The organism is Halonotius aquaticus, assembly GCF_003605575.1.
GTDB classification, from domain to species: Archaea; Halobacteriota; Halobacteria; order Halobacteriales; family Haloferacaceae; genus Halonotius; species Halonotius aquaticus.
Genome location: NZ_QKNY01000018.1, coordinates 1 through 22,792 on the forward strand (window position 1 = coordinate 1; position 22,792 = coordinate 22,792).

The following is a 22,792-nucleotide window of genomic DNA, read 5'->3' on the forward strand; positions in this document are numbered from 1 at the left end:
GACGTGCAGTACGCCCTCGAAGGCTCGATCTTCATTACCGGTGCCGCGATCGAGTGGCTCGAAGACATGACGCTCATCGAGGACGCTGCCGAGTCCGAAGAACTCGCACGCAGCGTTGATTCAACGGATGGCGTCTATGTCGTTCCTGCGTTCACTGGTCTCGGTGCCCCCCACTGGGATCAGCGCGCACGCGGGACGATCGTCGGCATGACCCGTGGTACCCGACGCGAACACATCGTTCGCGCCACGCTCGAATCCATCGCCTACCAGACCAAAGACGTCGCCGAAGCGATGGTGTCGGATGCGGACATCGACCTGTCGAGTCTGCGTGTCGACGGCGGTGCAGTCAAGAACAACTTCCTCTGTCAGCTACAGGCCAACATCATCGGCACGGAGATCGTCCGCCCGGTCGTCGACGAGACGACCGCTCTCGGTGCCGCCTACGCCGCCGGCCTCGCCGTCGGCTACTGGGACACGGTTGACGAACTCCGCGACAACTGGCAGGTCGACCGACGCTTCCCACAAGACCCCGACGCAGACATCGAGGTCAACTACGGACGCTGGAAGGACGCCGTCGAACGGTCTGAAGACTGGGCCCGAGACGAGGGAGGTGACTAACGATGGCATTCTCACTTGGAATGCTGACTGATCCGACGTGGCTAATCGCCTCATTCGCTGGCGGTGCCTTCGGTGCTGCAATCGGCGCGCTCCCAGCATTCATTTTCACCGGCTTCATGGTGATCGCTGGACAGGCAACAGCATCCCTCGGTCTCGATGGTGCTGGTGAAGGTACTGCACTGACTGCCTCCGGATTTACCGGTGTGCTTGGTTTCGGTCCTGTCTTCGGCCCACACATCAGCTTCGCCGCTGGTGCGGCCGCAGCCGCATACGCAGCCAAGCAGGGCTACATTGATGACGGTAAGAACATCCTATGGGCTGCCGGTACCCAGAAGACCGACGTACTACTCGTCGGTGGTATCTTCGGCATTCTGGGACTTGCCTCACAGCAGATCCTCAACGGGATCGGCTTCCCGACAGACAACATTGCACTAACGGTGTTCCTCTCTGCACTTATTCACCGTATTGCATTCGGTTACAGCGTCATCGGTGAGATTACTGGTGACGGAATGTTCGATGTCGGTCCGTGGGAGCGAGATGAGGATGAAGCCCCTGGCATCTGGCTGCCGTGGCAGTACAAATGGAGCGGTGTTGCCTTCATTGGCATCATCGGCGGGCTTCTTGGAGCGTTCGCATACCAAGCAACTGGCAGCGGGCTGATCGGCTTCGGTATCAGTGCGGCCAGCCTTGTCTTCCTGCAGTGCGGCGTCGATAACATTCCGGTCACACACCACATCACCCTGCCGGGTGCCGTTGGTGCAATCGGTGCATCAGGTGGTGTTGCTTCCGGGAGCCCGACGCTCGTGCTTATATTCGGCGGCCTCTTCGGTCTCTTCGGTGCCCTCATGGGCGAGATCTGTAACCGTGTCTTCTACATGCACGGTGAGACGCACGTTGACCCGCCGGCGTTCGGTATCGCAGCTTCAGGGTTGCTAGCGACGGTACTCGCCATCGCAGGTGTGTTCGGGACGGCGTTCTGGAACTACCCGAACTCGCTCCTCGGCGTACTCTACTAACGAGATACGTCTGAAGCAACCTCCGCCAACCACTCCTTGCTCACCCCGTTGGTGAGCCGGAGTCGCTGACACCCGTCGCTCGACGACGGCTGTTTGGTGATGCGGTTTTCGCTTTTTCACTCATTCCAACGCACGGATCATCCACACTGTAGTACTGACCACGAACCACACCGAGCACTGACCACGCCGGGAGCACACCATGGAACTACACGACCGAATCGCCCGTCGACAGCGTGCCGACGACGCCGACCCGGAGTACGACGCGATCAGCCCGCTGGGCCATCCCAGCGAGCCGGTCGGCCGGGGCGCCGTCATCGAGCAGCTACTGGACATCCTCAGCCCCATCTTCGAGGCCGATCGGCCGGCCGACAGCTACATCTGGGGGCCGAAAGGCGCGGGCAAATCCGCGATCGTCCGCGCGCTGTTTGCCGAATGTAGCCGCCAGCACGGCGAGCGGTCGACACAGATGTACACCTCGACGCGAGCGGCCCCGACAACCGAACTCCGATTCCTGTATGTTGACAGCCGACGGGCCCAATCGACGTTCGCGCTCTTACACACGGTCGTTGCGGCACTCTCCGCGGAAACGGTGCCAAAACAGGGGGTCGGCAGCGCGGCGATGCGTGACCGCCTTGCGACCCAACTGACACAGCGAGATCGACAGGTTGTCGTCGCCGTCGATCACGTCGGCGACCCCGAGACACTCGACTGTGAGACAGTCTTCGAGCAGTTCGCGCCGTTTCGATCGTCGGTGAGCTGTCTGGCGATCGGCCGCGAGAAGCCGGGGGCTACCGCGATCAGCGACCGATCGACGATCAAGCGAATCCACGTCGAGCCCTACACCCAACACACGCTGATCGAAGTGTTGACCAGCCGAGTCACCGACGCTCAACTGCGAGCGGCGACGACGACCGAGCTGCTCACCGAGGTGGCGACATGGGCCAACGGCGATGCCCACGACGCGCTTGCGGCGTTGTTCGGCGCGGCGGTGACCGCTGGTGCGGATACCGACACCCGGATCGACGACGAGGCGTTGGCGACCGGGATGGCGGCGGTGCCCCAGCCGTGTGTCGCACTCGGCCGAGTCATGTCGCTGCCGACGAGTCGGCAACGCATCGTCGGGCGGTTGATCGGGCTGCCGGAGGCCGCACGCAGCTCGGTGAAGGCAGCCGCCGAAGCGATCAGCAGCGACGGACTTGATCTTTCGCGGGCGACGATCGAACGCGTGCTGTATGAGCTTGCGGAGGCTGGGATCATCCGTCGAGTGAAAGCCGAACAGCCCTCCGAGACCGGCCGCCCGCCGTCGCGCTTAGAGCCGCGGTTCCCGACGCTCGTCTTCGAGCAGTTGACCGAGACAGTCTAATCCCGGCCCGCAGGCGACACGCCGAGACGACTGTCGCAGTCGGTGCGGGTGGCACATCGGTCGAGATGAGTCGGGCGATTGGACATAATAATCCGATACACACATTTATGTGGCCCATACTGTAATGGTCGTAAGTATGAGTCTACGGTGGATCACGTCTCGTCGGGGTCAGAGGGTCGACACCGGCATACGAGCCGGAAACGGGGTGCGTATCGGCCTCTGTGCGGCCGCACTCGGGCTCGCGTGGCTCGCGCGCGACCCGACAGCCGGCCTCGCGACTGCCGGCCTGTTCAGTTTTATTCCGGCGTTTTGGCGATCTGAACACGATGAGACAGCCGACGAGAACGCGACGACCGACGAACAATCGGGCTCGACCGCTGAGACGGAGCCAACGGCTGCCGAGGACACAGCGACAGCCACAACGGCGGCATCGACCACCGAGACCGGCGTCACAATCGAGGGACAGCCGCCGGGCGTGACCACCGACGGCGGCGAGGTTGTGCCGAATCAAGGCGACGACAGCGAGTCAGTCGACGAGTGGAAGGCATTTTGCGAACAGCTGACCGACGCGATGGCCGAGGGTGCTGATGGGGATCTGACCGTCCGGGTCGATCCGGACGACGCACCGGCGGAGGCGACCGAAACCGCCGAGATGTTCAACGAGTTGGTCAATGAGTTCAGCGAAACGGTACAGACGGTCGATGACTTCAGCGATCAGGTGACCGGCGCGACAAATCGCGTCACCGGGCGGGTCGAGGAGGTCAAATCCGCCAGCAAGGATATGAGCGGTGAGGTCAACGCGATCGCAGACGACGCCAGCAAGCAGAACACCCAACTGGAGGAGCTCTCCGATGAGATCCGATCGCTGTCAGCAGCTACCCAGGAGGTTGCCTCCTCGGCCAGTGAGGTCGCCGAAGCGTCCGAACAGGCCGCCGAACGCGGCGAGAAGGGCCGGGAGCTGGCAACGGACGCGCTGGCCGAACTCGACGATATCGACACCCGAACGACCCGGATGTTGGAGGCCACCCAAGAGCTCGACAGCCGGATCGACGAGATCGAAGAGATCGCGGAATTCATCGGCGATGTCGCCAGCCAGACGAACATCCTCGCGCTCAACGCCTCGATCGAGGCCGCCCGCGCGGGCGAGGCCGGCGAAGGGTTCGCCGTCGTCGCCGACGAGGTCAAAAGTCTCGCCGAGGACGCCGAGGAGGCCGCCGGCGACATCGAAAGCTCGGTGAGTACGATCCGCGAGCAGGCCGATACCACCGTCGAGGAGATGCATGAAACCCGCGAGCGGATCGATTCGGGTGTCGATACGATCGAAGGCGCGGTCGAAAACTTCCAACAGATCGCCGACGATGTCGAGGAGACAAACGTCGGCGTCCAGGAGATCAGCGAGGCGACCGACCAGCAGGCCAACTCACTGCAGGAGGCGGCGGCGATGGTCGACGACGTGAGTGCGATCGCCGACGATACGGCCAGTCGAACCGAAAACGCCGCCTCAGCCGCCCAACAGCAGACGACAGCCTTAGCTGAGGTGTCAACCGCGGCGACGACGCTGGATGAACGCAGTAGTTCGCTCAACCAGCTCACAACCAACTACGAGTTCGGCGGCGTGAGCTCACAGCTGGCCGCCGACAGCGACGTGACCGTCTTCGAGTTCTGGCACGCGATGGGCGGCGACAAGGGGCTGCTGTTGGAGAACCTGATCCGGGAGTTCGAGGAACAGGCCGACGGGATCCGGATCGAGGCGACCAACAAGGGCAGCTACCGTGGCAACCTGGAGTCGACGCTGAACGCCGCCGAGCGCGGCGACACGCCGACACTGTCACAGATCTACGAGATCGGCACCGCAAAAGCCGTCGACAGCGGTGCCTTCGAGCCGGTCGAAAACGTGTTGCCAAGCCGAACACAGCTTCGTAACTACCTCGATCCGGTCTTGAGCTACTACCGCACCGACGGCACACTGTACTCGATGCCGTTCAACTCCTCGGTACCGATCTTGGCGATCAATCAGGATGCCTTCGAGGCCGCCGGACTCGACCCGAACAACCCACCCGAAACCTTCGCGGAGGTCACCGCGGCCGCCGAGAAACTGGTCGATGCCGGCGTCACCGACACCGGGATCACCTTCGCCAACTACGGCTGGTTCGTCGAGCAGTGGTTTGCCAGCGCGGGCCAGGAGATCGTCAACAAACAGAACGGCCGCGCGGGGACGCCTGATACAGCCTTCTACGACAGCGAGGCCGGCGTCGAGCTCTACGACTGGTGGACAGGCCTCGACGAGCGTGGGCTCTATCATAACCCCGGAATCGAGGCCCGCGGAAAGGCCAAAGAGGCCTTCCATGATGGCACCGCGGCGATGTTGGTTGGTTCCTCCTCGTCGTGTGGCTCGATCATCGAGGGCGCGGAGTTCGAGACGAATGTCAGCGGAATGCCCGCGGCCGGCGAGCGCGTCGGGCTCATCGTCGGCGGCGCGTCGCTGTGGGTCTCCGAGGATGCAACTCGCGACCAACAGGAGGCCGCCGGCGAGTTCCTCGCGTGGATGACCGCGCCGGAACAGCAGGCACGCTGGCACCAAGAGACCGGGTACCTGCCGGTACACGAGCAGGGCGTCGAGAAGCTGCGCAACGACGGCTGGTTCCGCGAGAATCCGGGCCACGAGGTCGGGATCCAAGAGCTGCTCGGCAGCCCCGACACGCCAGCGACCAACGGCGCGCGGATCGGGCCGTTCGATACGGTGCGGACGCTTGTCGCCGAGGCCTACGAGGATATCAAGAACGGCGACACCGAAGAAGAGCTCGCCACCCTCAGCAATACGGTCGAACAACAGCTTGCAAACTACGCCGCCGAGCAAGGTCGATAACGGCGGCGACCACCCACTACTAAGCCACAGGCAGCCGCAGGAAACGTATGGAACGAACAGTAACGGTTGTCCCGGAGGATGGACTGCACGCACGACCGGCAACCACGTTCGTCGAAGCCGCAGGCAACTTCGACGCCGAGATTACGGTCGAAGCAGCCGCTGACACCCGACCACCCGTCGCCGCCGACAGTATTCTCGGTGTCACCGGGCTTGGCGTCCGCCGCGGCGACGACGTAACGCTGCACGCCGAAGGGCCGGAGGCCGAACCCGCACTCGACGCGCTGGAAAACGTTATCACGACGCCAGCGGGTGAATCCGATTTTGCCGGCGATGCCACCGCGTGAGCGAATGTGAGCCCACGCAGGTGAAACGGGGGCGGCGGAGCGGTTTTTTATCCGGGTCGCCGAGAGGCGGTATGGTACCGCCGCTGGCACTCGATATCGACGGCACACTGACGACTCGCAGCGACCAGATCGACCCACGGGTCTTTGAGGTGTTGCCGGCGTGGGAGGCACCGATCGTAGTGGCAACCGGCAAATCATTTCCCTACCCGGTTGCGCTCTGCCACTTTTTGGGGATTCCGGAACAGGTCGTCGCCGAAAACGGCGGCGTTGTGTGTGCCGACGGGCAGGTCTCGTTTCAGGGCGACCGCGACCGCGCCGAACAAGCGATCGAAGCGTTTCGAGACCGCGGCGGCGACCTTGGCTGGGATGCCGCTGATACAACAAACCGGTGGCGGGAGAGCGAACTCGCCGCCCACATCGACGCCGACGAGGAGTTGCTCCGAGCAGTCGCCGAGGAGTTTGGGCTGGAGGTCATCGATACCGGCTACGCCTATCATCTGAAGACGCCAGGTGTTGAGAAAGGCGATGGCTTGGCTGCTGTTGCCGATATACTCGGGCTGGACGCCGGGTCGTTCGTGGCGATCGGCGACAGCGAAAATGATGTCTCGCTGTTTGGGGCCGCCGGCGACTCCTATGCGGTTGGCAACGCCGACAAGCGCGCGAAAGCGGCCGCCGAGACGGTGATCGACGGCGAATACTTCGACGGAACGCTTGGCGTCCTTGAGTCACTTCAAGCAGAGGCGTAGGCTGGTCGCGTCCGACTGCGGCACACAGGGTGGCGGCAGCGCGTGATTACTCTGACTCCGCAAACGGGACAAACGAGCCGTTGATGTCCCATTCGTGGATGCAGTAGATGCTCCCGACGCTGTCGGTGGCGACCTGCCACGATTCGGTGTCAGCATCCCACTGTTCTGTCCGCCCACACCGTTCACAGACGCGCTCCGTGGGGTGGCGGAGACTAATCGACATACCTAACGGGGAGTCGTCCACCGAGTTAACGCTTTCTCAGTCGGCGACAGCCACGTCGACAGCGATCCTCCAGCCGGCTATCGGTGTAAATGCTCAAATAAGAAATTACACATTCAAATTTATTGGGCTAAAATAAGACAAAATAGAATTAATATACCCTAAAGTATGGCTATTCATCCCCACAAACCCGCCGTGAGTGTTATATACACAATCATCATTGTATCTGTATGGCACTCCACTTCCCCACGCTCCACTCGGCAGCAGATACCGGGAGCCGATTTGAATGCACAGACTGCGGCACGCGGCTCGAAGAAACGGACGGCAGCCGACGGTGTCCAACCTGTGGGGCAACCGTCAGAAACATCGCTGTCCCACGAAACTGACCCGTTTGCGGAGCCAGCGGTCAGTCCTCGCTGATCGTATACCGGTAGGGCTGTTGAGCGATCACCGTGACCTCACCGGTTTTCGCCCGGCGGCCGAGCACCGTCGCCAGCTGGTGTGGGCTCTCAAACGTTGTCTCACCGTCATCAGCTTCAAGCGCCGCAAGAATCTCACGCGCCGTCAACGGCTCATCGGCGGCCGCAAGCACACCTTCAACACGGTCGAAATCGCTCGGTGTGGTCTGCATACACACACTTACGGTGCGATCGGTTTCAATCTGTGTGTGACGACTGTCAGACATCCGGCTGGATGGCCGATAAGAGCGCCAAGCTAGCTGTTTCGACGAAATAAGTTCGTAACAATAAAGAAACCAATAGGCGGCGTGTGACCGTCGAGCGAGCGACTACGGGGTGAACGTCTCCTCTTCGAGGTTTCGTTCCTCGCGGTACTGCTCGACAAACTCGGCCACGTCAAACTCGTGCATCTTCGCCTCAAACTCGGTGAGCGCGCTGGTGTCGTCGGCGTGGCTGACCGCATGCTCCATCAACTCGATGACGAGTTCGACGATGCGTTCATGCAGCGTTCGGGAGTCAAAGTCGGTGATCCACAGCAGCGCGAAGCCGACATCCGGCTCCTCGGTGGCGTCGTAGGAGACGACCTGTTCGGGAAACTCCTCAAGGACAATCCCAAGCAGGTGTGGGGTTCCAAACTCCGGCATCTCCTCGCTGGTGGTTTCGATCGCCTCCTGGAGTACCGCGACCAGAAACTCCGGGAGGAACCGATCCGGCGGATGAACGTCCATCACCACAGCATGGGTTGCGCCACAGTCACAGTCGTACTCGCGCATCCCGAGATCGAGATCGGTGACGGCAACTGACTCACCGCAGGGGAGGTCGAGCTGCTCGCCGCGGTCGCCCGGGACGCGTGGGGTAGCCATGGATGGTGTTCGGGTGAGGAGTGATTAAATCCCGTGTTATCGAATCGATCGCGCTTAGCTGTCGGCGCGCTCGGCGTCGTCGACAGCATCGCTCAGTCCGGGGGCGTTGCTCGGATCGGCGTCGGCAGGCTCAGCGGTGCCATGGCCAACGTGGAGTTCACCGTCACCGTCCTCGACGTATACGTCGTCGGCGAAGCCGGCGATGGCGTTCTCGTAGGCCGGCTGATCGCGTTTCTCTGGCGTTTCGGGGGCGTCAGGAATCCCACCGGCCGGCCGGAACTCGCCGAGTGGGTCGTCAACGCTGATCCCGTAGCGTTTGAAAAACTCCTCGTAGCGGCGGAAGTGCTGTTCGAACTCCTCGGCAGGGATCTCCATCATCTCCGTCCAGCCGTGGTTGAAGAAATCGAAGTTGGCCTGAATGTGGGTGATCTCACGCGCTTTGGCCTCCGAGAGCCCGGCTTCGAGCGCGGCGACGTAGGTGTCCATCGTCGCATCAAAGAAGCCATCGAGGTGGTCGCGGCGGGCCTCGCGGGCCGCTTCGTCGGCTTTCCCGAGGAAGATGTCCGTGTGCATATCGACGAGCTTGTCGTTGGCGATGTCGCCGATCACCGGTGCGGTCAGGGCGTTTTTTGCGGCCCAGTGACGGAGGTTTTGGCGGATTTTCATCGTAGCCACTGTTGGGGATGGACAGGCTTGAAGGCCACGGCACGGCGGTTACATCGTCAGCGTCGACAATCGGGGGCACCGGCGGCGGGATGAAATCGGGCGGAAACCCGCCCACAGGAGCGACGAGAAACACGTATTTGTCCGGTCGCAGCTCCCCGGTATGGACGGTTGTCAACGGTTCCGCGTCGATAGCAACCTCCTTTACCCCGGATCACGAACGCGGGGATATGACAGCATCGTACGTCGTTATCGGTGACGGGATCGCGGGCAGCTCCGCCGCGGAGACACTCCGGGAAGAGGCCCCGGACGCCGAGATCACCGTCATCACCGAAGAGGGCGAGGCCCTCTACAACCGGATCCTCATCAAGGAGTACGCCAAGGGCAAACTCCCCGAGGCCCCCATTTCGATCCACGACGAGAGCTGGTATGTCGACCGCGATATCGACCTCCGGCTCAACACCGTCGTCACCAACATCGATCCCGACGGCCACACCGTCTCGACCCACGAGGGCGAGACGATCGGCTATGACAAGCTGCTGGTCGCCACCGGCGGCACCCCAACCCAGCTCCCGGTCGACAACAGCGACGCCGACGGGATTCATCACTTCTGGACGTTCCAAGACGCCCGGAACATCCGTGAGCATATCGAGGACGCCGACTCGGCGACCATCGTCGGTGCGGGGCTGCTCGGTGTCGACCTTGCGGCGATCTGTGGCGAACAGGAGGTCGAAGCCAACTATCTCATGCGCGGTGACTGTTGGTGGCGGTATGCACTCACCGAGGAGGGCGCGGAGATCATGCACGACGCGATGCGGGAACGCGGCGTTACCCCCGTCTTCCAGAGCGGCGTCGATCACTTCGAGACCGACGACGAGGGCCACGTTGAGGCGACGATCGACCCCAACGGCGAGCGGTTCGAGTCGGATTTCGTCGGCATCGCTATCGGCCTCAACTTCAACGTCGAACTGCTCCAAGATCTCGATATCGAACAGGACGACGGCGTCGTCGTCGACGAGTATATGCGCACCAGTCTCGACGACGTGTTCGCCGCCGGCGATCTGACGCGGTACTATGATACAATTCTCGGCGAGTACGCACAGAATGGCTCGTGGGGGTCGGCCAAAGAGCAGGGCACCATCGCCGCGAAAAATATGATCACCCCCGAAAGCGATGCGTTTCGCTGGGTCTCCTCATATTCGATCACACACTTCGATTTCCCCTTCCTCTCGTTTGGCCACCCGACGATCGGCGACGAGTACGTCTCACGATCCTACGGCGACAACGAGTGGCGGCGCGTCGCCATCAAGGATGGCAAGGTCGTCGGCGGCGTGCTAATCGGCGATCTTGCCCCCCAGAGCGGCTACAAGGAACTCATGCGCGAGGAGATCCCGGTCGGCGACCAGACGGAAACGCTGCTCAACGAGGAGTTCGAGGCCGACGACATCGCACCGGTACAGGAACAACAGCAGTAGCGACCACGTCGGCGAGTCACGTCCGGCACCGACAGCCGGTGAAGCGAAGCGGTTTTCGGCACCCGTAGGTTACCGCAGGTATGGACGGAGGCAGCGGCGAGATGACCCTCGCATTCGAGCTTGCGGCCCTGCAATCGCTGGCGGATCCAGGGGTTGTAGTGACTGACGCCCGACAGTGGACAGAATATGTCGGCGTCGTCAGCGAGAAGCCGACCTACGTCGTGACAAATTTTACCCGGAAACACCGGGTGCGACAGGACTTCTTTTCGGGGCCCCGCGGTGTCGGTGAAAGTCTTGAAAACGTCGCCGAGCAGTTCGACACCCCTCGGCACGTCTTCGTCGGGACAGACGAAGACGACGCAGCCATCGCCGAGGAGGCTGGCTGGGAGTACCTGCCCTTAGAGGAGGCCGCCGAGGCCGCCGGGTGGGAACTCGCCGCGGAGTCGGCTGACGAGGATCACTTCGAGGGCGAGACGAGAGACGACTGGCCCTAACGGTCGACAGCAACGGGCAGCCGATCGGCACGACCAGAAAATATTCACATACCACCAGCCGATTTCAATCCAGTATGAGTTCTCAGCCAACGCGGAGAGAGATCATTCTCACAGGCGGAGCCGCAACACTCGCCGGGCTCGCTGGCTGTGGCTCACCGCTGTCAACGTCGGCACCAGAGCCGGCTACGGGCGGCGACAGCGAGACACAACCGGACGCACAGCCCGATGACTACACTGAAATCTATGAGGCGACGATCGACTCGGTTGTTCTCGTTGAGACCGACGGCCAAGGAACCGGGTTCATGTACGACGACCAGCACATCGTCACCAACGCCCACGTCGTCGGCACCGCACAGTCGGCGAGGCTTAGATTTACTGAAGGCCGGTGGAGCACCGCCAGAGTCGTCGGCAGCGACCCCCACAGCGATCTTGCGGTTCTCGCTGTCGACGATGTGCCCGAGGCAGCAAGCCCGCTGTCGTTTGCCGACGATGACCCCGAGGTGGGCCAACGGGTGCTGGCGATCGGCAACCCATACAACCTCAACGGGACGATGACAAACGGGATTATCAGCGGCGTCAACCGCTCAATTCCCTCTCCGGCCGGCTTCGAGATCCCGGATGCGATCCAAACCGACGCCCCGGTCAATCCGGGCAACAGCGGCGGCCCGCTGGTCGATCTCGACGGCGATGTCGTCGCCGTCATCAACTCCGGTGGCGGCGACAACATCGGCTTCGGCATCTCGGCCGCGCTCACCCAGCGTGTCATCCCCGAGTTGCTCACCACCGGCGACTACGAGCACGCCTACATGGGCGTCTCCTTCGAGGACGTGACGCCAACGGTCGCCCGGGTCAACGATCTGCCAGCCTCTCGTGGGCTACTCGTCGTTGGCGTCGCGCCCGGCGGCCCAAGCGACGGTCGACTGCAACCAAGCAGCGAGATCTCGATCGTCGACGGCGAGCGTGTCCCCGTCGGCGGCGACGTGATCCGCGCGGTCGACGACACCACAATCGAAACGAGCGAGGCGTTAGGGAGCTATCTCGCCTTGGAGACCAACCCCGGTGAGACGGTCGATGTGACGGTGTTGCGGGATGGCCGTGAACAAACCGTGCAGATCGAACTTGGAACACGCCCGACTGGGGTGTAGGGAGCCACCCAGCACGCGGCGCACCCGCTGAGTAAACAGTATTAACACCCCCGACACGGAAGCCGAGGGTAATGCTCGGTGGCCTGTTGCCCGCGTCGCCGGCCGTCGCCGTCGGGATGATCGTCGTCACAACCGCGGTCATCTGGGTCGGCAGCGGCTGGCTGGAATCATCCGCCGAACAGCTGTCGGCACACTATGGGCTGCCGCCGGTCGTCCAGGGGTCGATCGTCGTCGCCGTCGGCTCAAGCTTTCCGGAGCTCTCCAGTGTCGTCTTCACCGCACTCGCTGGCGTGTTCGATATGGGCGTCGGCGGGATCGTCGGGTCGGCCATCTTCAACATTCTTGTGATCCCCGCGTTGGCCGGGCTGGCGGCGACCGGAAACCTCGAAACAAACCGCGAACTCGTCTACAAGGAGGCCCAATTCTACATGATCGCCGTCTCAGCGTTGGTGATCACCTTTGCACTTGGCGTGATCTACATTCCGGCCCCCGAGACACCGCCGCTTGTCGGGCAGATCACCCGCCCGCTGGCGATGCTGCCGCTGTTGCTGTATGGGCTGTATCTCTTCATTCAGTGGCAGGATGTCAGCGAGTACACCGGCGACGTCGAGCTCAGCGATGCGATCGGTCGGCAGTGGGCGACGCTGGCCGGTGGGTTGCTGTTGATTCTTGTCGGCGTCGAACAGCTTGTGAGTGCTGTTGAGATCCTTACGCATACCTTCGGTATCCCGGAGTTTCTCGCCGGCGTGACGATCATCGCCGCGGTGACGAGCCTACCGGATACGCTGGTCAGCGTGCGGGCCGCCCGCGAGGGCAGAGGGCTGACCAGCCTTGGCAACGTCTTGGGCTCAAACACGTTTGATCTGCTCGTGGCGATCCCGATCGGCGTCTTGCTCATCGGCACCGTCTCGATCAACTTCGCCGTCGCCGTCCCGATGTTTGGCGTACTCACGCTGGCGACCGTGCTGTTGTTCGGATTCCTCCGCACCGATCTCTCGTTGACAACGCCGGAGGCGTACGCGCTGCTTGTCGCCTATGGGCTCTTCGTCGTGTGGGTGATCGCCGAAACCATCGGCGTCATCAACCTCGTTGCGGCGACGTAGGTGGTGGGCGGCACACGGTGGTCGTCGCTGACGGTTGTGTCCGACCCACTCAGGGCACCGAAAGTCCTAATCAGGCGACACGCCTATCAGGGTTGATGAGTCACCAGCTGCCCGATGTCCAGGCCACCCAGCCGGATGTGGCCGTCGGGCTCAGTCAGGTTGGCGTAACGGGTGTCGAAAAACTGGTCAAACTTGCACGCGAGGACAAACGGCCGATCGTCCTCATGGCCGAGTTCGAGGTCTTTGTCGATCTCCCCGGCGGTCGCAAAGGGATCGATATGAGCCGCAACATGGAGGTAATCGACGAGATCTTAGAGGAGACGACCGAGGCTGAGGCCTACCGGGTCGAGGATGTCTGTGGGGAGGCCGCCGAACGCCTGCTGTCGAAACACGACTACACCTCAACGGCGACCGTCGAGATGACCGCCGACCTCGTGACCAAAGAGGAAACGCCGGCCAGCGGCAAGCCGACCCAAAACACCGCGACGATCATCGCCAGTGCGACCGCCACCGACGACGGCACACACGAGGAGATCGGCGCAGAGGTTACGGGGATGACCGTCTGTCCCTGCTCACAGGGGATGTCCGAATCACGCGCCCGCGAGAAGCTCCAAGAGCTCGACGTCGAACGCGAGGTCATCGATGAGTTCCTCGATACCGTCCCTCAGCCCGGCCACTCACAGCGCGGTCACGCGACGCTGACGATCACCAGCGAGGGCAGCCCCGACGTCGACCTTGGCGACATCATCGACATCGCCCGCGATGCGATGAGCGCGCGGATCTACAACATGGCGAAACGGCCAGACGAGGATCATATGACCTTTGCCGCCCACTCTGACGCCAAGTTCGTCGAGGACTGCGTTCGCTCCCTCGCTGAAGGCGCCGTCGAGCAGTTCGACCAGCTCTCTGACGACGCTGTCGTCTACATCCGGCAGTCGAACGATGAATCGATCCACCAACACAACGCCCACGCCGAACGCGAGGTCACAATCGGGCAACTCCGCGCCGAACTGAACGGTACCGCCTAAGACTTCTCAGTGCTGTTTTGGCAGTTGGAGCGGATCAGCATGCTCCCACCGCGGCTGGAAGACCTCGCGGACGTCGGCCGCGAAGCTCCGATCCTTGAGGTCGATCATCGCAAACGCCTGCTGTGGATCCAGCGGGTTCGGCACCTCCAAGCAGACCTCAACGCCGTCGATCAGCGTAAACGTCCCCTCGATTGTGTCGTGGGTGCGAACCGCGTAGTTGTCGTGGTCACTCAATCGTGCGTCGTATGTCTCGATCGTGTCGTCGGGAAGGTTGGCGACAACCGCCGGGGTCACCAGTAGTTTCACGTCGACACCGCGCGCTAAGGCAGCTTCCAAGCCATCGACGATGCGGCCACTTGCGTTTCGAAGGTCAAGGCCGGCTGCCGGTGTGCCGCCGACAATGTGTAACGAGTCGTCAGCGGCATCGATCCGCTCGACGAGCAGCTCCAGTGTCTCCTCGGGGCCGACCGCAGCCGTCCAAAACTGGCCGTTGACCGGGGCAGTCGCCTCCAGATCGTTCGTCAGCGTCTCGACGGTTTCGGCGTACTGCTCGGCCTGTTCGTCAAGTTCCCGCTGTTTGGCCTCCAGTAAGCGGTCTAACCCGACATCGGGCTCGACGGCAACGTACTTTTTTGGCCGGCTGGCGGCCTGACTCCGAACGAGTCGGTGTTGCTCAAGCCCGTTGAGCACGTCGTAGATCCGGCCCATCGGCACCTCGCTTGTGCGTGACAACTCCTTTGCGGTTGTCGGGCCACTGCGGAGCAGCGCACGATACGCTCGGGCTTCATACTCCGACAGCCCGAGATCGCGGAGACTCGCCATACATCGGTGTCGTTGCGTGGTGATAAAAACGCACCGGCGGTTTATTTGGGTCGTGCGGAGCAGATGGAAGGTCAGCCGCCGAGGTAGAGTCGGCCGACCTCCTCATCGTTGAGCAGTTCCTCGCCGGAGCCGGTGTATTTGATCTCACCACTGGCCAACACAAAGCCACGATCAGCGACCGACAGCCCCTTTTGGGCGTTCTGTTCGACCAGCAGGATCGTTGTGCCCAACTCGTTGAGCTGTTCGATCCGCTCGAAGACATCGTCGATGAACTTCGGTTCGAGCCCGATCGATGGCTCATCCAGCAGCATGACCTCGGGGTCGACCATCAACGCCCGGGCGAGTTCGAGAAGTCGTCGCTGCCCACCCGACAGCGTCCCCGCCTGCTGGTCGCGGATGTCGCCGAGGATCGGGAACTCATCGTAGAGCTCCTCGGCGCGGGCGAGCGCGCGGTCGTCGTCCTCGAAAACGTAGCCACCCATGAGCATGTTTTCGTGGACACTCATCCCGGGGAAGACGCTGGCGTCCTGGAGGACGTAGCTCATCCCGTTGGCGAGATTCTCCTGGGGGGATCGCCCGGTGATCTCTCGATCACGGAGCGTGATCGTCCCATCCATTACGTCGGCGAAGCCATAGATGCTCTTCATCAGCGTCGACTTCCCAGACCCGTTGGGACCGATGAGACAGGCGATCTGGCCGTCCTCGATCTCGATGTTGACATCGTGGAGGACAGTCGTGTTGCCGTAGCCGGCAACGACATGTTCCATTTCGAGGATGGGTTCGGCCATGCTTATTCCCTCCCAAGATAGGCGTCGATGACGTGTTGGTTATTTTGGATCTCGTCTGGTGTGCCGGTGGCGATCCGCTCGCCGTGAGCCAACACGTAGATCCGATCGGCGATCTCCATGACGAAATCCATGTTGTGCTCGATGAGGAAGATCGTCGCCTCCTCCTCGTCGTTGGCGGTTCGGATGTAGTCGATCAGATTCTCCAGCATCGTCGGGTTGATCCCGCCGGCTGGCTCGTCCATCAACAACAGATCGGGTTCAGCCATCAACTCCATGGCGAACTCGATGAGTTTCTGTTGGCCGAAGCTCAACCGACCGGCACGGGTGTCAGCGAGCCCGCCGAGATCGACGTACTCAAGCAGTTCGTTCGTTCGCTCCATCAGCGAATCGTCCGGCCGCCGGAGCAGCCCTCCGATGTCGGCACCGCCCTCTTGGGCGGCCAACAGCAGGTTCTTCCGGACGCTCATCCCGCCGAAGATCCGGGTCTCCTGGAACATCCGGCCGAGGCCGGCCCGAGCGATCTTGTACTCCGGCCAGTCGGTGACATCCTCGCCCTGCAGGGTGACCCGGCCCTCATCGGCGGTGAGCGTGCCGGTGATGCAGTTGAACAGCGTCGATTTTCCGGCCCCGTTGGGGCCGATGAGTCCGACGATCTCGCCTTCGTGTACCTCAACATCGACCTCGTTGACAGCGGTGAGGCCGCCGAACCGCTTGGTGATCCCCTCAGTTCGGAGGACAGTGTCGTCAGCGGTAGCTGTCGCCGCGTGATCGTCGGTCTCAGGTGTGTTACTCATCGGTCGTCACCTCCTCGTCGTCAGTGGCGGCCATCCCGCCGCGTTCGTAGTAGTCCATCTCATTCGCATACGCTCGGAGGGTGCCAACGACCCCTTTCGGGAAGCGGATCACGGTCACGATGATCGCGACACCGAGCAAGACGAGTTGCCAGCCGACAAAGCTGGATTCGACGTACTCGATGATCGTATGCAGCCCGAAGGCCCCGATGACCGGGCCGGCAACGGTGCCGGTGCCACCCATCAACGCCATCGCGATCAACTCGACATTCCACGCGCCGTTGTAGGCGGTCTGTGGATCAAGGAACGTGTTGAACAGCCCGTAGGCACCACCGGCAAGGCCGGTGAACAGCGCGGCCAGCATCCACGCCGCCGTCTTGTAGTAGGTCGTGTTGAACCCCATCGCGGTTGCCTTCCCCTCATCGTCGCGGATCGCATTGAGGATGAAGCCAAACCGCGTCTGGGTGAGATAGTAGACGACCGCCATCTCCACCACGAGGACGGCGAGGAAGAAGTAGTAGAACACGATCCCCGGCGGCACGTCGAAGAGGATCTTCCCGCTGGCACCGCCGGTGATATCAAGATTGCGGGTGACCTGCTGGATCGCCAGCAGAATCCCGAGGGTGGCGATCGCAAAGTAGTGGCCGCGCAGTCGCAGCACGATGAGCCCGTTGATCGCCGCAAAAACGAGAACGGCCACAACGGCGCCGACCATCGCGATCGGGAACGAGACGGCGGCATCCTTGACCAGGATCGCCGTCGCATAGCCACCGATCCCGAAGAAGGCCATATTCCCGAAGCTGGGGTAGCCGGTTTGTCCACCGACGATATCCCACGACAGCGCGAGGATCGCAAACAGGAACATCTCCGAGAGGACGGTCATCATATAGCCCTCGCGCAGCCCAAACACCGGCGGCAACGCGCCGACAACCGCGCCGGCACCGATAAGCTTCCAGCCGTGGGCCCCGCAGAGATCGAACAGCCGATCAAGTCGCTTGGGCGGCAGGATCGACCGCAGCAGGCCACTGGTATCAGGATCAGTGCTCATTGTCAGCCCCCGTGCCGAACAGTCCCTTTGGTTTGACCACAAGCAGGACGATCAGCAGCGTGAAGCTCACCGCGAGCGTCCACTGCGAAGAGACCAACCCGGCGGTCAACTCTTCGACGACACCGAGCAACAGCCCGCCGGTGAGCGCGCCAGGGATCGAGCCGACACCGCCGAAGACGACGATGACGAAGCTCTTCAGCGTGTAGATCAGTCCCATCTGCGGCTGAATGTTGAGGATCGTCGCGATGAACGCCCCGGCGCCGCCGGCAACTGCCGAGGAGATACCGAACGTCACCGCACGCGTGTGCTCGACATCGATCCCGACAAGCGCGGCAGCCTCGGGATTCTGTGAGACCGCACGGATCGCCCGTCCGGTTCTGGTTCGCTGCAAGAACAGATACAGGATCCCCGTTAGGACGATCGCGCCAGCGAAGGCGACCAGCTTCATCTTCGGGACGACGAGTCCGCCGACGACCATCGACGGATCGGCGAAAGCGACCTGGATCGATCGGGGGTTGGCCGTCCACGCCTGAATCGCCAGTTGTTGGATCGCGATACTGATCCCGAAGGTGACCAACAGCGTCAGGAAGATGTCGGTGCCGATGACACGCGACACCAGCGTTCGCTGCAGCGCGTAGCCGACGATAAACAGGACGCCGACGACAACCGGGATCGTCGCCAAAAACAGCAGCACCGACCCCTCGGCGGTGCCGGTGGCGATACTCAACAGCCAGTAGGCGGTGTAGCCGCCGAGCATCACCATCTCGCCGTGTGCGAGATTGATGATGTCGACAACGCCCCAGATGAGCGCGAAGCCGACAGCTACGGCCGCAAACAGCGCGCCGACGAGCAGGCCGTTGACCACGAACTGCGCGATGGCCATCTGTCTTATCGCTCGCTCCAGTCCGGCATTGGGTAGAGGGGATCGGACTGTGCGACCGAGGACGGATAGACCGTCTGGAGGCCCGGCTCAGGCTGCCATTGCCGGATCAGCATGTTCTTGGCGATGACGCCGCTGTCGTCGAAGCTCACGTCGCCATACACCGTCGAGAATGGGTCACTATCCCGGATCGCGTTGCGGACGGCGGTCGGGGTGAGTTCGTCGACCGACTGGAAGGCGTTGACAAACGTCATGATGACCGCCTCACCGGCCGCGCTGTGGTAGTCCGGCGTGTAATCGTAGTTGTCCTCGATGGCCGCCACGAAGTCCTGCGTGCCGCCGTAGACCGGATCCTCGAAGTCGGCGTTAATGTCCCAAGAGGTCGGCCCGTAGATGTAGTCGCCGTTGGGTCCGACCTCGCCTTTGAACGAGTCGTTGAGGCTGCCGACCGTCCCCATCGCGGCGTCAACGTTGACGCCTTGGGACTCCATCTGGTTGGCAAGGATGATGTTGTGTTTTTGGTGGGCACACAGCAGCAACACATCGGCACCCTGATCGCGGACACGACCGAGGTTCGTCGAGAGATCTGAGGTTCCCGAGGGGAACGTCTGGTCGACGACGAGCTCCAGATCGGTCTGCTCGATCTTGTTGCGCGCACCCTCCGCGGTCGACTGGCTGAAGGTGCCGTCCTCGGCGAGGATCGCGATCGACTCCGGTGTCGGGCTCTGGGCGAGCGCCATATCGATGTAGCTCTTGGCGTACTTGTTTGCCGTCGGCAACAGCCCGAAGATCCACTCGTTGCCCTGACTGAAAATCTCGGGGCTCGCACCGCCACCCTCGACCATCGGCTTCTCGTTTTCGGCGGCCACCGCACTCGCCGGCAGCGTCACCGAACTGGAGTACGGTCCCAGCAGGTAGTCGATCCCCTCGCGGTCGATCAACTCCTGATAGATGCTCCGCGACGTGGAGGCATCGGTGCTGTCGTCCCGAAGCACCATCTCAAGTTCGTAGGTGTTGCCGTCGCCGGCCTCAACGCCACCGCTTTCGTTGATCCGATCGATCGTCTCCTGATAGGCGTCCTTATACAGCCGACCGAGGTCGGCGTTGTCGCCCGTGAGGCTCATCGAGCCGCCGAGAGTGATGGTGTCGCCGCTGCCGCCGCTGTCGCCACCACCATCGCCGTTAGAACTGTTGCCGGCACAGCCGGCCAGTCCAGTGAGCCCCAGTGCGCCTGTCCCTCCCGCAACCTTCAGAAACGTGCGTCGGTTGTGATTGTCAGTCATAGGTTCTTCCATAGGAGTGCCGTAGCGAGACACATCCCATAAGGGAGAATCATGAAGGTCTCCGGATAAAAGTAATGATTATCTATGTAAGTTATATATCGCTATACGGCTCGGTGTTTTCGGTGTGGTGACATGAGCCAGCGGCTATGTTGCCGGCGGCTCAATTGATTCGCTGACCTGTGTCATCAGTTCCTCGGGGGTCGACGCCGTCATGTCGCTGCCGCGGACACGTGCGGTTCCGGGCTCCACGTCCGCAGCGTCAGGGACAACCACCGCTTCGTGGTCGGCGATCCGGAGCGCCGCACGGTGGAGATCCGAACCGGCTGGATCGCCAACGTCGACAACGAGATCGCCGCCGGTGAGGCGGGCGGCGACACTACCGTAGTGAGCAACCTGCACGCCGATCCGATCCCACGCGCCGGCGAAGGCCTCGACGGCGTCGGTGGCGGCCTCGCGGTAGCGATCCTCGCCGGTGATCGCCGCGAGATCCAACAACCCCTCGGCGAACTCCATGCCCGTGTCGATGGGTCGCAGCGGGCGGTCACAGAGCCCGTGGCCACTGGCGGGGCCATCCCGGAATGCCGCGCCGTCACCCAGTGTTTCGAGGGCGTTGTCGGCGACAGCCCTTGCGACCGCGGTGTAGTCGTCATCACCGAGCACCTGTCGGGCGGTGCTCCACGCCGTGACAACGCGAGCAGCATCCTCAAGCAGGTCGGTGTCGCCGACCGCATCATCGGTGCGATAATGGGTGACGACGCCGCTGTCGGTGTCGATGAGATCCGATTCGACGGCATCGAGAACCCGCTCGGCGTACTCGCGGGCGTGGTCGTCATCGGTGTAGGCGGCGTAGGTCAGCAGGGCGTCGGCGGCGAGTGCGTTGCCGCCGGCGAAGACTGTCAGGTCGGTTCGGGGGCCCGGCTGATCGGCACGCTCGTCGGCGTCGGCGCTGTAGTAGCTTGCGCCCTGTCCAGGGCCTTGGCTGCCGCCGACAGCGACGCCCGTCCACAGTGTGTCGGTGAGATAGTCGATTGTGGCCCCGGCGGGTTCACGGTAGGCGTCCTCGCCGGTGTACAGATAGCCGTTGGCGAAGGCGCGGACGAGCGCGGCGTTCGTCTCAAGGACTTTCTCGTGGCGAACGTCCGACCAGTCGCGTTCGGTGGCAAACCGGAAGAAACCGCCATCGACGGTGTCATAGAGGTGTTGGGCGATAGCGTCGAGGGTCTGGCGAGCCTGTTGGGGTTCGCGTTTGAGTGCGAACTCGATGGTTCGGGGGAGCGGAAACTTGGCGTCGGTGCCCCAGCCGCCGTGGTGTGGATCGAACTGTTCGGTGAGTTGGCCGGCAATATGTTCCTCAATTCGGGTATCGAGGTCGTCGGCTGGTGTCGGCTCGTCGGCGACGGCGCGGGGCACCCGACCCGCGTCGGCGCCTTTCTCGTCCCACACCTGGCGGATGCGGTCGACGATACTCCGCATCCCATCGGGCCCGAGATAGGTCGCACCCGTCAGGAGCTCGCCGGTTGGGGTGAGAAAGGCGGTTGTCGGGAAACCGCCCATGTTGTAGCGTTCCCGGACGCGTGGATTGCGGTCGACATCGACCCGAATCGGCACGAAGCTATCGTTGATGTTGGCAGCGATCCGTGGCTCACTGTAGGTGCGGGCGTCCATCTCGTGGCAGGCCCCACACCATGTCGCCGACAACGACAGCAGGATCGGGGTCTCGGTTGCGTCCGCCTCGGCAAACGCGTCGGCACCCCACGCTCGCCACTCAACCCGTGTAGACTCCGCGGCTGCCGCGGCCGCCGTCGAATCATGCATACCAGTGTTCGGGTGGGCCGCCGCCTAAGGCCTTCGTCCGCGACGAAAGACGTTATCACCGATGGCCCGCAACTGGTGGTATGCGCACGCGCTCCCTGCTCGCGCTGTTGCTGTTGATCCCGCTGGTCGACGCCTTCGTCCTCGTCGCCATCGTCGGCTCAGGGTGGCTCACGCCGCTCCAAACGGTCGCGTTAGTCGTCCTGACGGGGCTGATCGGCATGATCCTCGTTCGCGCGGAGGGCCGCAACACGCTGGTGCGGTTCCAACAGAAGGCCGCCGCCGGGTCGGCACCGACCGACGAACTGCTCGACGGCGGGCTGTTGATCGCGGCGGGGGCGTTTTTGCTCACGCCGGGACTGGTCACCGACCTCATTGGGTTTCTGCTCGTGTTGCCGCCGACACGGTACCCGATCCGGATCGCGCTCAAACGCTGGGTGGTCGTCCCCTACATCGACAACAAGACCGACGGGTTCGCCACCGGCAACGTCTGGACGTTCGGCTTTCCGGACGGCGATGGTGACAGCGACCCGTTCGGCTCCGGCGGGTTCGACGTTGGTGGCTCCGGCCCCGGAGCGGGCGGCGGCGCAGGTGACACCGGTAGCGACGATCCACTGGGTGCCAGCGGGTCGGCGACAGACGACGAGGAGTACGTCGATGTCGACTTTGAGGTCAACGACGACAACAACCGAGAGTCGTAGTCGACCCGCACCGAGACGCAAACTGTGTTCTCCGAAACCGACTGACGGAACCGCGGTGGCGAAAGGAAACTGTTAAACAGAGTCCCCCGCTACGAGCAGTTGCGTTGGGGCCGATAGCTCAGTCAGGTTGAGCGCTCGGCTGATAACCGGGAGGTCCACGGTTCAAATCCGTGTCGGCCCATTCGTTTTCCACTCGATTATAAGCCGAGTAGAGACGTTTGCGTAAGGATCTGAAGCCACCGATATCGACTGTTCCACACATCTC

The 22,792-nt window shown here is 62.6% G+C and carries 24 protein-coding genes and 1 tRNA gene; 14 read left to right on the top strand and 11 right to left on the bottom strand.

The annotated features are described in order from the left end of the window. The 6 genes from DM826_RS09540 to DM826_RS09565 form a co-directional block, all read left to right on the top strand. On the top strand, window positions 1-618 hold a 618-nt coding region (locus DM826_RS09540; RefSeq protein WP_267899976.1), incomplete at its 5' end, for an FGGY-family carbohydrate kinase. A gap of 2 nt (window positions 619-620) precedes the next feature. After that, a complete protein-coding gene (locus DM826_RS09545; RefSeq protein WP_233735761.1) occupies window positions 621-1,634 on the top strand; it encodes a hypothetical protein in 1,014 nt (337 codons plus the stop codon). Window positions 1,635-1,833: 199 nt separating this feature from the next. After that, the gene (locus DM826_RS09550) at window positions 1,834-2,997 is read left to right on the top strand and encodes a Cdc6/Cdc18 family protein (RefSeq protein WP_120103165.1); all 1,164 of its coding nucleotides are present in this window, start codon (window positions 1,834-1,836) and stop codon (window positions 2,995-2,997) included. A 205-nt stretch (window positions 2,998-3,202) separates the two neighbouring features. Further along, window positions 3,203-5,863, top strand: a complete 2,661-nt coding sequence (locus tag DM826_RS09555) for an extracellular solute-binding protein (protein WP_165853295.1) — start codon at window positions 3,203-3,205, stop codon at window positions 5,861-5,863. 47 nt (window positions 5,864-5,910) lie between these two features. Further along, on the top strand, window positions 5,911-6,207 hold the full coding sequence (locus tag DM826_RS09560; RefSeq protein WP_120103167.1) for an HPr family phosphocarrier protein: 297 nt from the start codon (window positions 5,911-5,913) through the stop codon (window positions 6,205-6,207). Between the two features lie 71 nt (window positions 6,208-6,278). Beyond that, window positions 6,279-6,953: a phosphoglycolate phosphatase gene (locus tag DM826_RS09565; RefSeq protein ID WP_120103168.1), complete on the top strand. Its 675-nt coding sequence runs from the start codon at window positions 6,279-6,281 to the stop codon at window positions 6,951-6,953. A 46-nt stretch (window positions 6,954-6,999) separates the two neighbouring features. Here DM826_RS09565 and DM826_RS13075 read toward each other — a convergent pair whose 3' ends face one another. Further along, entirely contained in the window at window positions 7,000-7,176 is a 177-nt protein-coding gene (locus DM826_RS13075; protein ID WP_165853296.1) for an HEWD family protein, read from the bottom strand. 227 nt (window positions 7,177-7,403) lie between these two features. Between DM826_RS13075 and DM826_RS09570 the strand changes: the two genes are divergently transcribed. Further along, window positions 7,404-7,559: a rubrerythrin-like domain-containing protein gene (locus tag DM826_RS09570; protein WP_120103169.1), complete on the top strand. Its 156-nt coding sequence runs from the start codon at window positions 7,404-7,406 to the stop codon at window positions 7,557-7,559. Window positions 7,560-7,579: 20 nt separating this feature from the next. Here DM826_RS09570 and DM826_RS09575 read toward each other — a convergent pair whose 3' ends face one another. From DM826_RS09575 to DM826_RS09585, 3 genes are all read right to left on the bottom strand, one after another. After that, window positions 7,580-7,804, bottom strand: coding sequence for a hypothetical protein (locus tag DM826_RS09575; protein ID WP_120103170.1), 225 nt, complete (start codon window positions 7,802-7,804; stop codon window positions 7,580-7,582). Window positions 7,805-7,960: 156 nt separating this feature from the next. Continuing rightward, a complete protein-coding gene (locus tag DM826_RS09580; RefSeq protein WP_120103171.1) occupies window positions 7,961-8,494 on the bottom strand; it encodes a DUF5815 family protein in 534 nt (177 codons plus the stop codon). Window positions 8,495-8,548: 54 nt separating this feature from the next. Continuing rightward, window positions 8,549-9,160, bottom strand: coding sequence for a DUF6149 family protein (locus DM826_RS09585; RefSeq protein WP_120103172.1), 612 nt, complete (start codon window positions 9,158-9,160; stop codon window positions 8,549-8,551). Between the two features lie 227 nt (window positions 9,161-9,387). On the opposite strand from DM826_RS09585, the gene DM826_RS09590 reads away from it, so the two are divergent. The 5 genes from DM826_RS09590 (at window position 9,388) to mptA (ending at window position 14,402) form a co-directional block, all read left to right on the top strand. After that, window positions 9,388-10,632 carry an NAD(P)/FAD-dependent oxidoreductase gene (locus tag DM826_RS09590; protein WP_120103173.1) on the top strand — a complete coding sequence of 415 codons (1,245 nt, stop codon included), beginning with the start codon at window positions 9,388-9,390 and terminating at the stop codon, window positions 10,630-10,632. Window positions 10,633-10,712: 80 nt separating this feature from the next. After that, window positions 10,713-11,126: a DUF7124 domain-containing protein gene (locus tag DM826_RS09595; RefSeq protein ID WP_120103174.1), complete on the top strand. Its 414-nt coding sequence runs from the start codon at window positions 10,713-10,715 to the stop codon at window positions 11,124-11,126. A 74-nt stretch (window positions 11,127-11,200) separates the two neighbouring features. Next, a complete protein-coding gene (locus tag DM826_RS09600; protein ID WP_120103175.1) occupies window positions 11,201-12,271 on the top strand; it encodes a S1C family serine protease in 1,071 nt (356 codons plus the stop codon). A gap of 71 nt (window positions 12,272-12,342) precedes the next feature. Beyond that, window positions 12,343-13,374, top strand: a complete 1,032-nt coding sequence (locus tag DM826_RS09605) for a sodium:calcium antiporter (protein ID WP_120103176.1) — start codon at window positions 12,343-12,345, stop codon at window positions 13,372-13,374. A gap of 95 nt (window positions 13,375-13,469) precedes the next feature. Beyond that, window positions 13,470-14,402 (top strand): GTP cyclohydrolase MptA, encoded by a 933-nt coding sequence (mptA, locus tag DM826_RS09610; RefSeq protein ID WP_120103177.1) that lies wholly within the window; start codon window positions 13,470-13,472, stop codon window positions 14,400-14,402. Between the two features lie 6 nt (window positions 14,403-14,408). Here mptA and DM826_RS09615 read toward each other — a convergent pair whose 3' ends face one another. The 7 genes from DM826_RS09615 to DM826_RS09645 all read right to left on the bottom strand — a co-directional run bounded on the left by DM826_RS09615 (window position 14,409) and on the right by DM826_RS09645 (window position 21,829). Beyond that, a complete protein-coding gene (locus DM826_RS09615) occupies window positions 14,409-15,224 on the bottom strand; it encodes a TrmB family transcriptional regulator (protein WP_120103178.1) in 816 nt (271 codons plus the stop codon). A 71-nt stretch (window positions 15,225-15,295) separates the two neighbouring features. After that, complete coding sequence (locus DM826_RS09620; RefSeq protein ID WP_120103179.1) at window positions 15,296-16,012, bottom strand: ABC transporter ATP-binding protein; 717 nt, start codon at window positions 16,010-16,012, stop codon at window positions 15,296-15,298. A 2-nt stretch (window positions 16,013-16,014) separates the two neighbouring features. Then, window positions 16,015-16,806, bottom strand: a complete 792-nt coding sequence (locus tag DM826_RS09625) for an ABC transporter ATP-binding protein (RefSeq protein ID WP_120103180.1) — start codon at window positions 16,804-16,806, stop codon at window positions 16,015-16,017. Beyond that, the gene (locus DM826_RS09630; RefSeq protein WP_120103181.1) at window positions 16,799-17,851 is read right to left on the bottom strand and encodes a branched-chain amino acid ABC transporter permease; all 1,053 of its coding nucleotides are present in this window, start codon (window positions 17,849-17,851) and stop codon (window positions 16,799-16,801) included. The genes DM826_RS09625 and DM826_RS09630 overlap by 8 nt, the downstream gene beginning before the upstream one ends. Continuing rightward, on the bottom strand, window positions 17,841-18,734 hold the full coding sequence (locus DM826_RS09635; protein WP_120103182.1) for a branched-chain amino acid ABC transporter permease: 894 nt from the start codon (window positions 18,732-18,734) through the stop codon (window positions 17,841-17,843). Before DM826_RS09635 ends, DM826_RS09630 begins: the two co-directional genes overlap by 11 nt. A 5-nt stretch (window positions 18,735-18,739) precedes the next feature. Continuing rightward, on the bottom strand, window positions 18,740-20,014 hold the full coding sequence (locus tag DM826_RS09640; RefSeq protein ID WP_120103795.1) for an amino acid ABC transporter substrate-binding protein: 1,275 nt from the start codon (window positions 20,012-20,014) through the stop codon (window positions 18,740-18,742). A 144-nt stretch (window positions 20,015-20,158) separates the two neighbouring features. Then, complete coding sequence (locus DM826_RS09645; protein ID WP_120103183.1) at window positions 20,159-21,829, bottom strand: DUF255 domain-containing protein; 1,671 nt, start codon at window positions 21,827-21,829, stop codon at window positions 20,159-20,161. 80 nt (window positions 21,830-21,909) lie between these two features. Here DM826_RS09645 and DM826_RS09650 point away from each other — a divergent pair, with 80 nt between their 5' ends. Continuing rightward, the gene (locus tag DM826_RS09650) at window positions 21,910-22,527 is read left to right on the top strand and encodes an FxsA family protein (RefSeq protein WP_120103184.1); all 618 of its coding nucleotides are present in this window, start codon (window positions 21,910-21,912) and stop codon (window positions 22,525-22,527) included. Window positions 22,528-22,634: 107 nt separating this feature from the next. Next, window positions 22,635-22,708: transfer RNA gene (locus DM826_RS09655), tRNA-Ile, on the top strand. Window positions 22,709-22,792 lie beyond the last annotated feature (84 nt).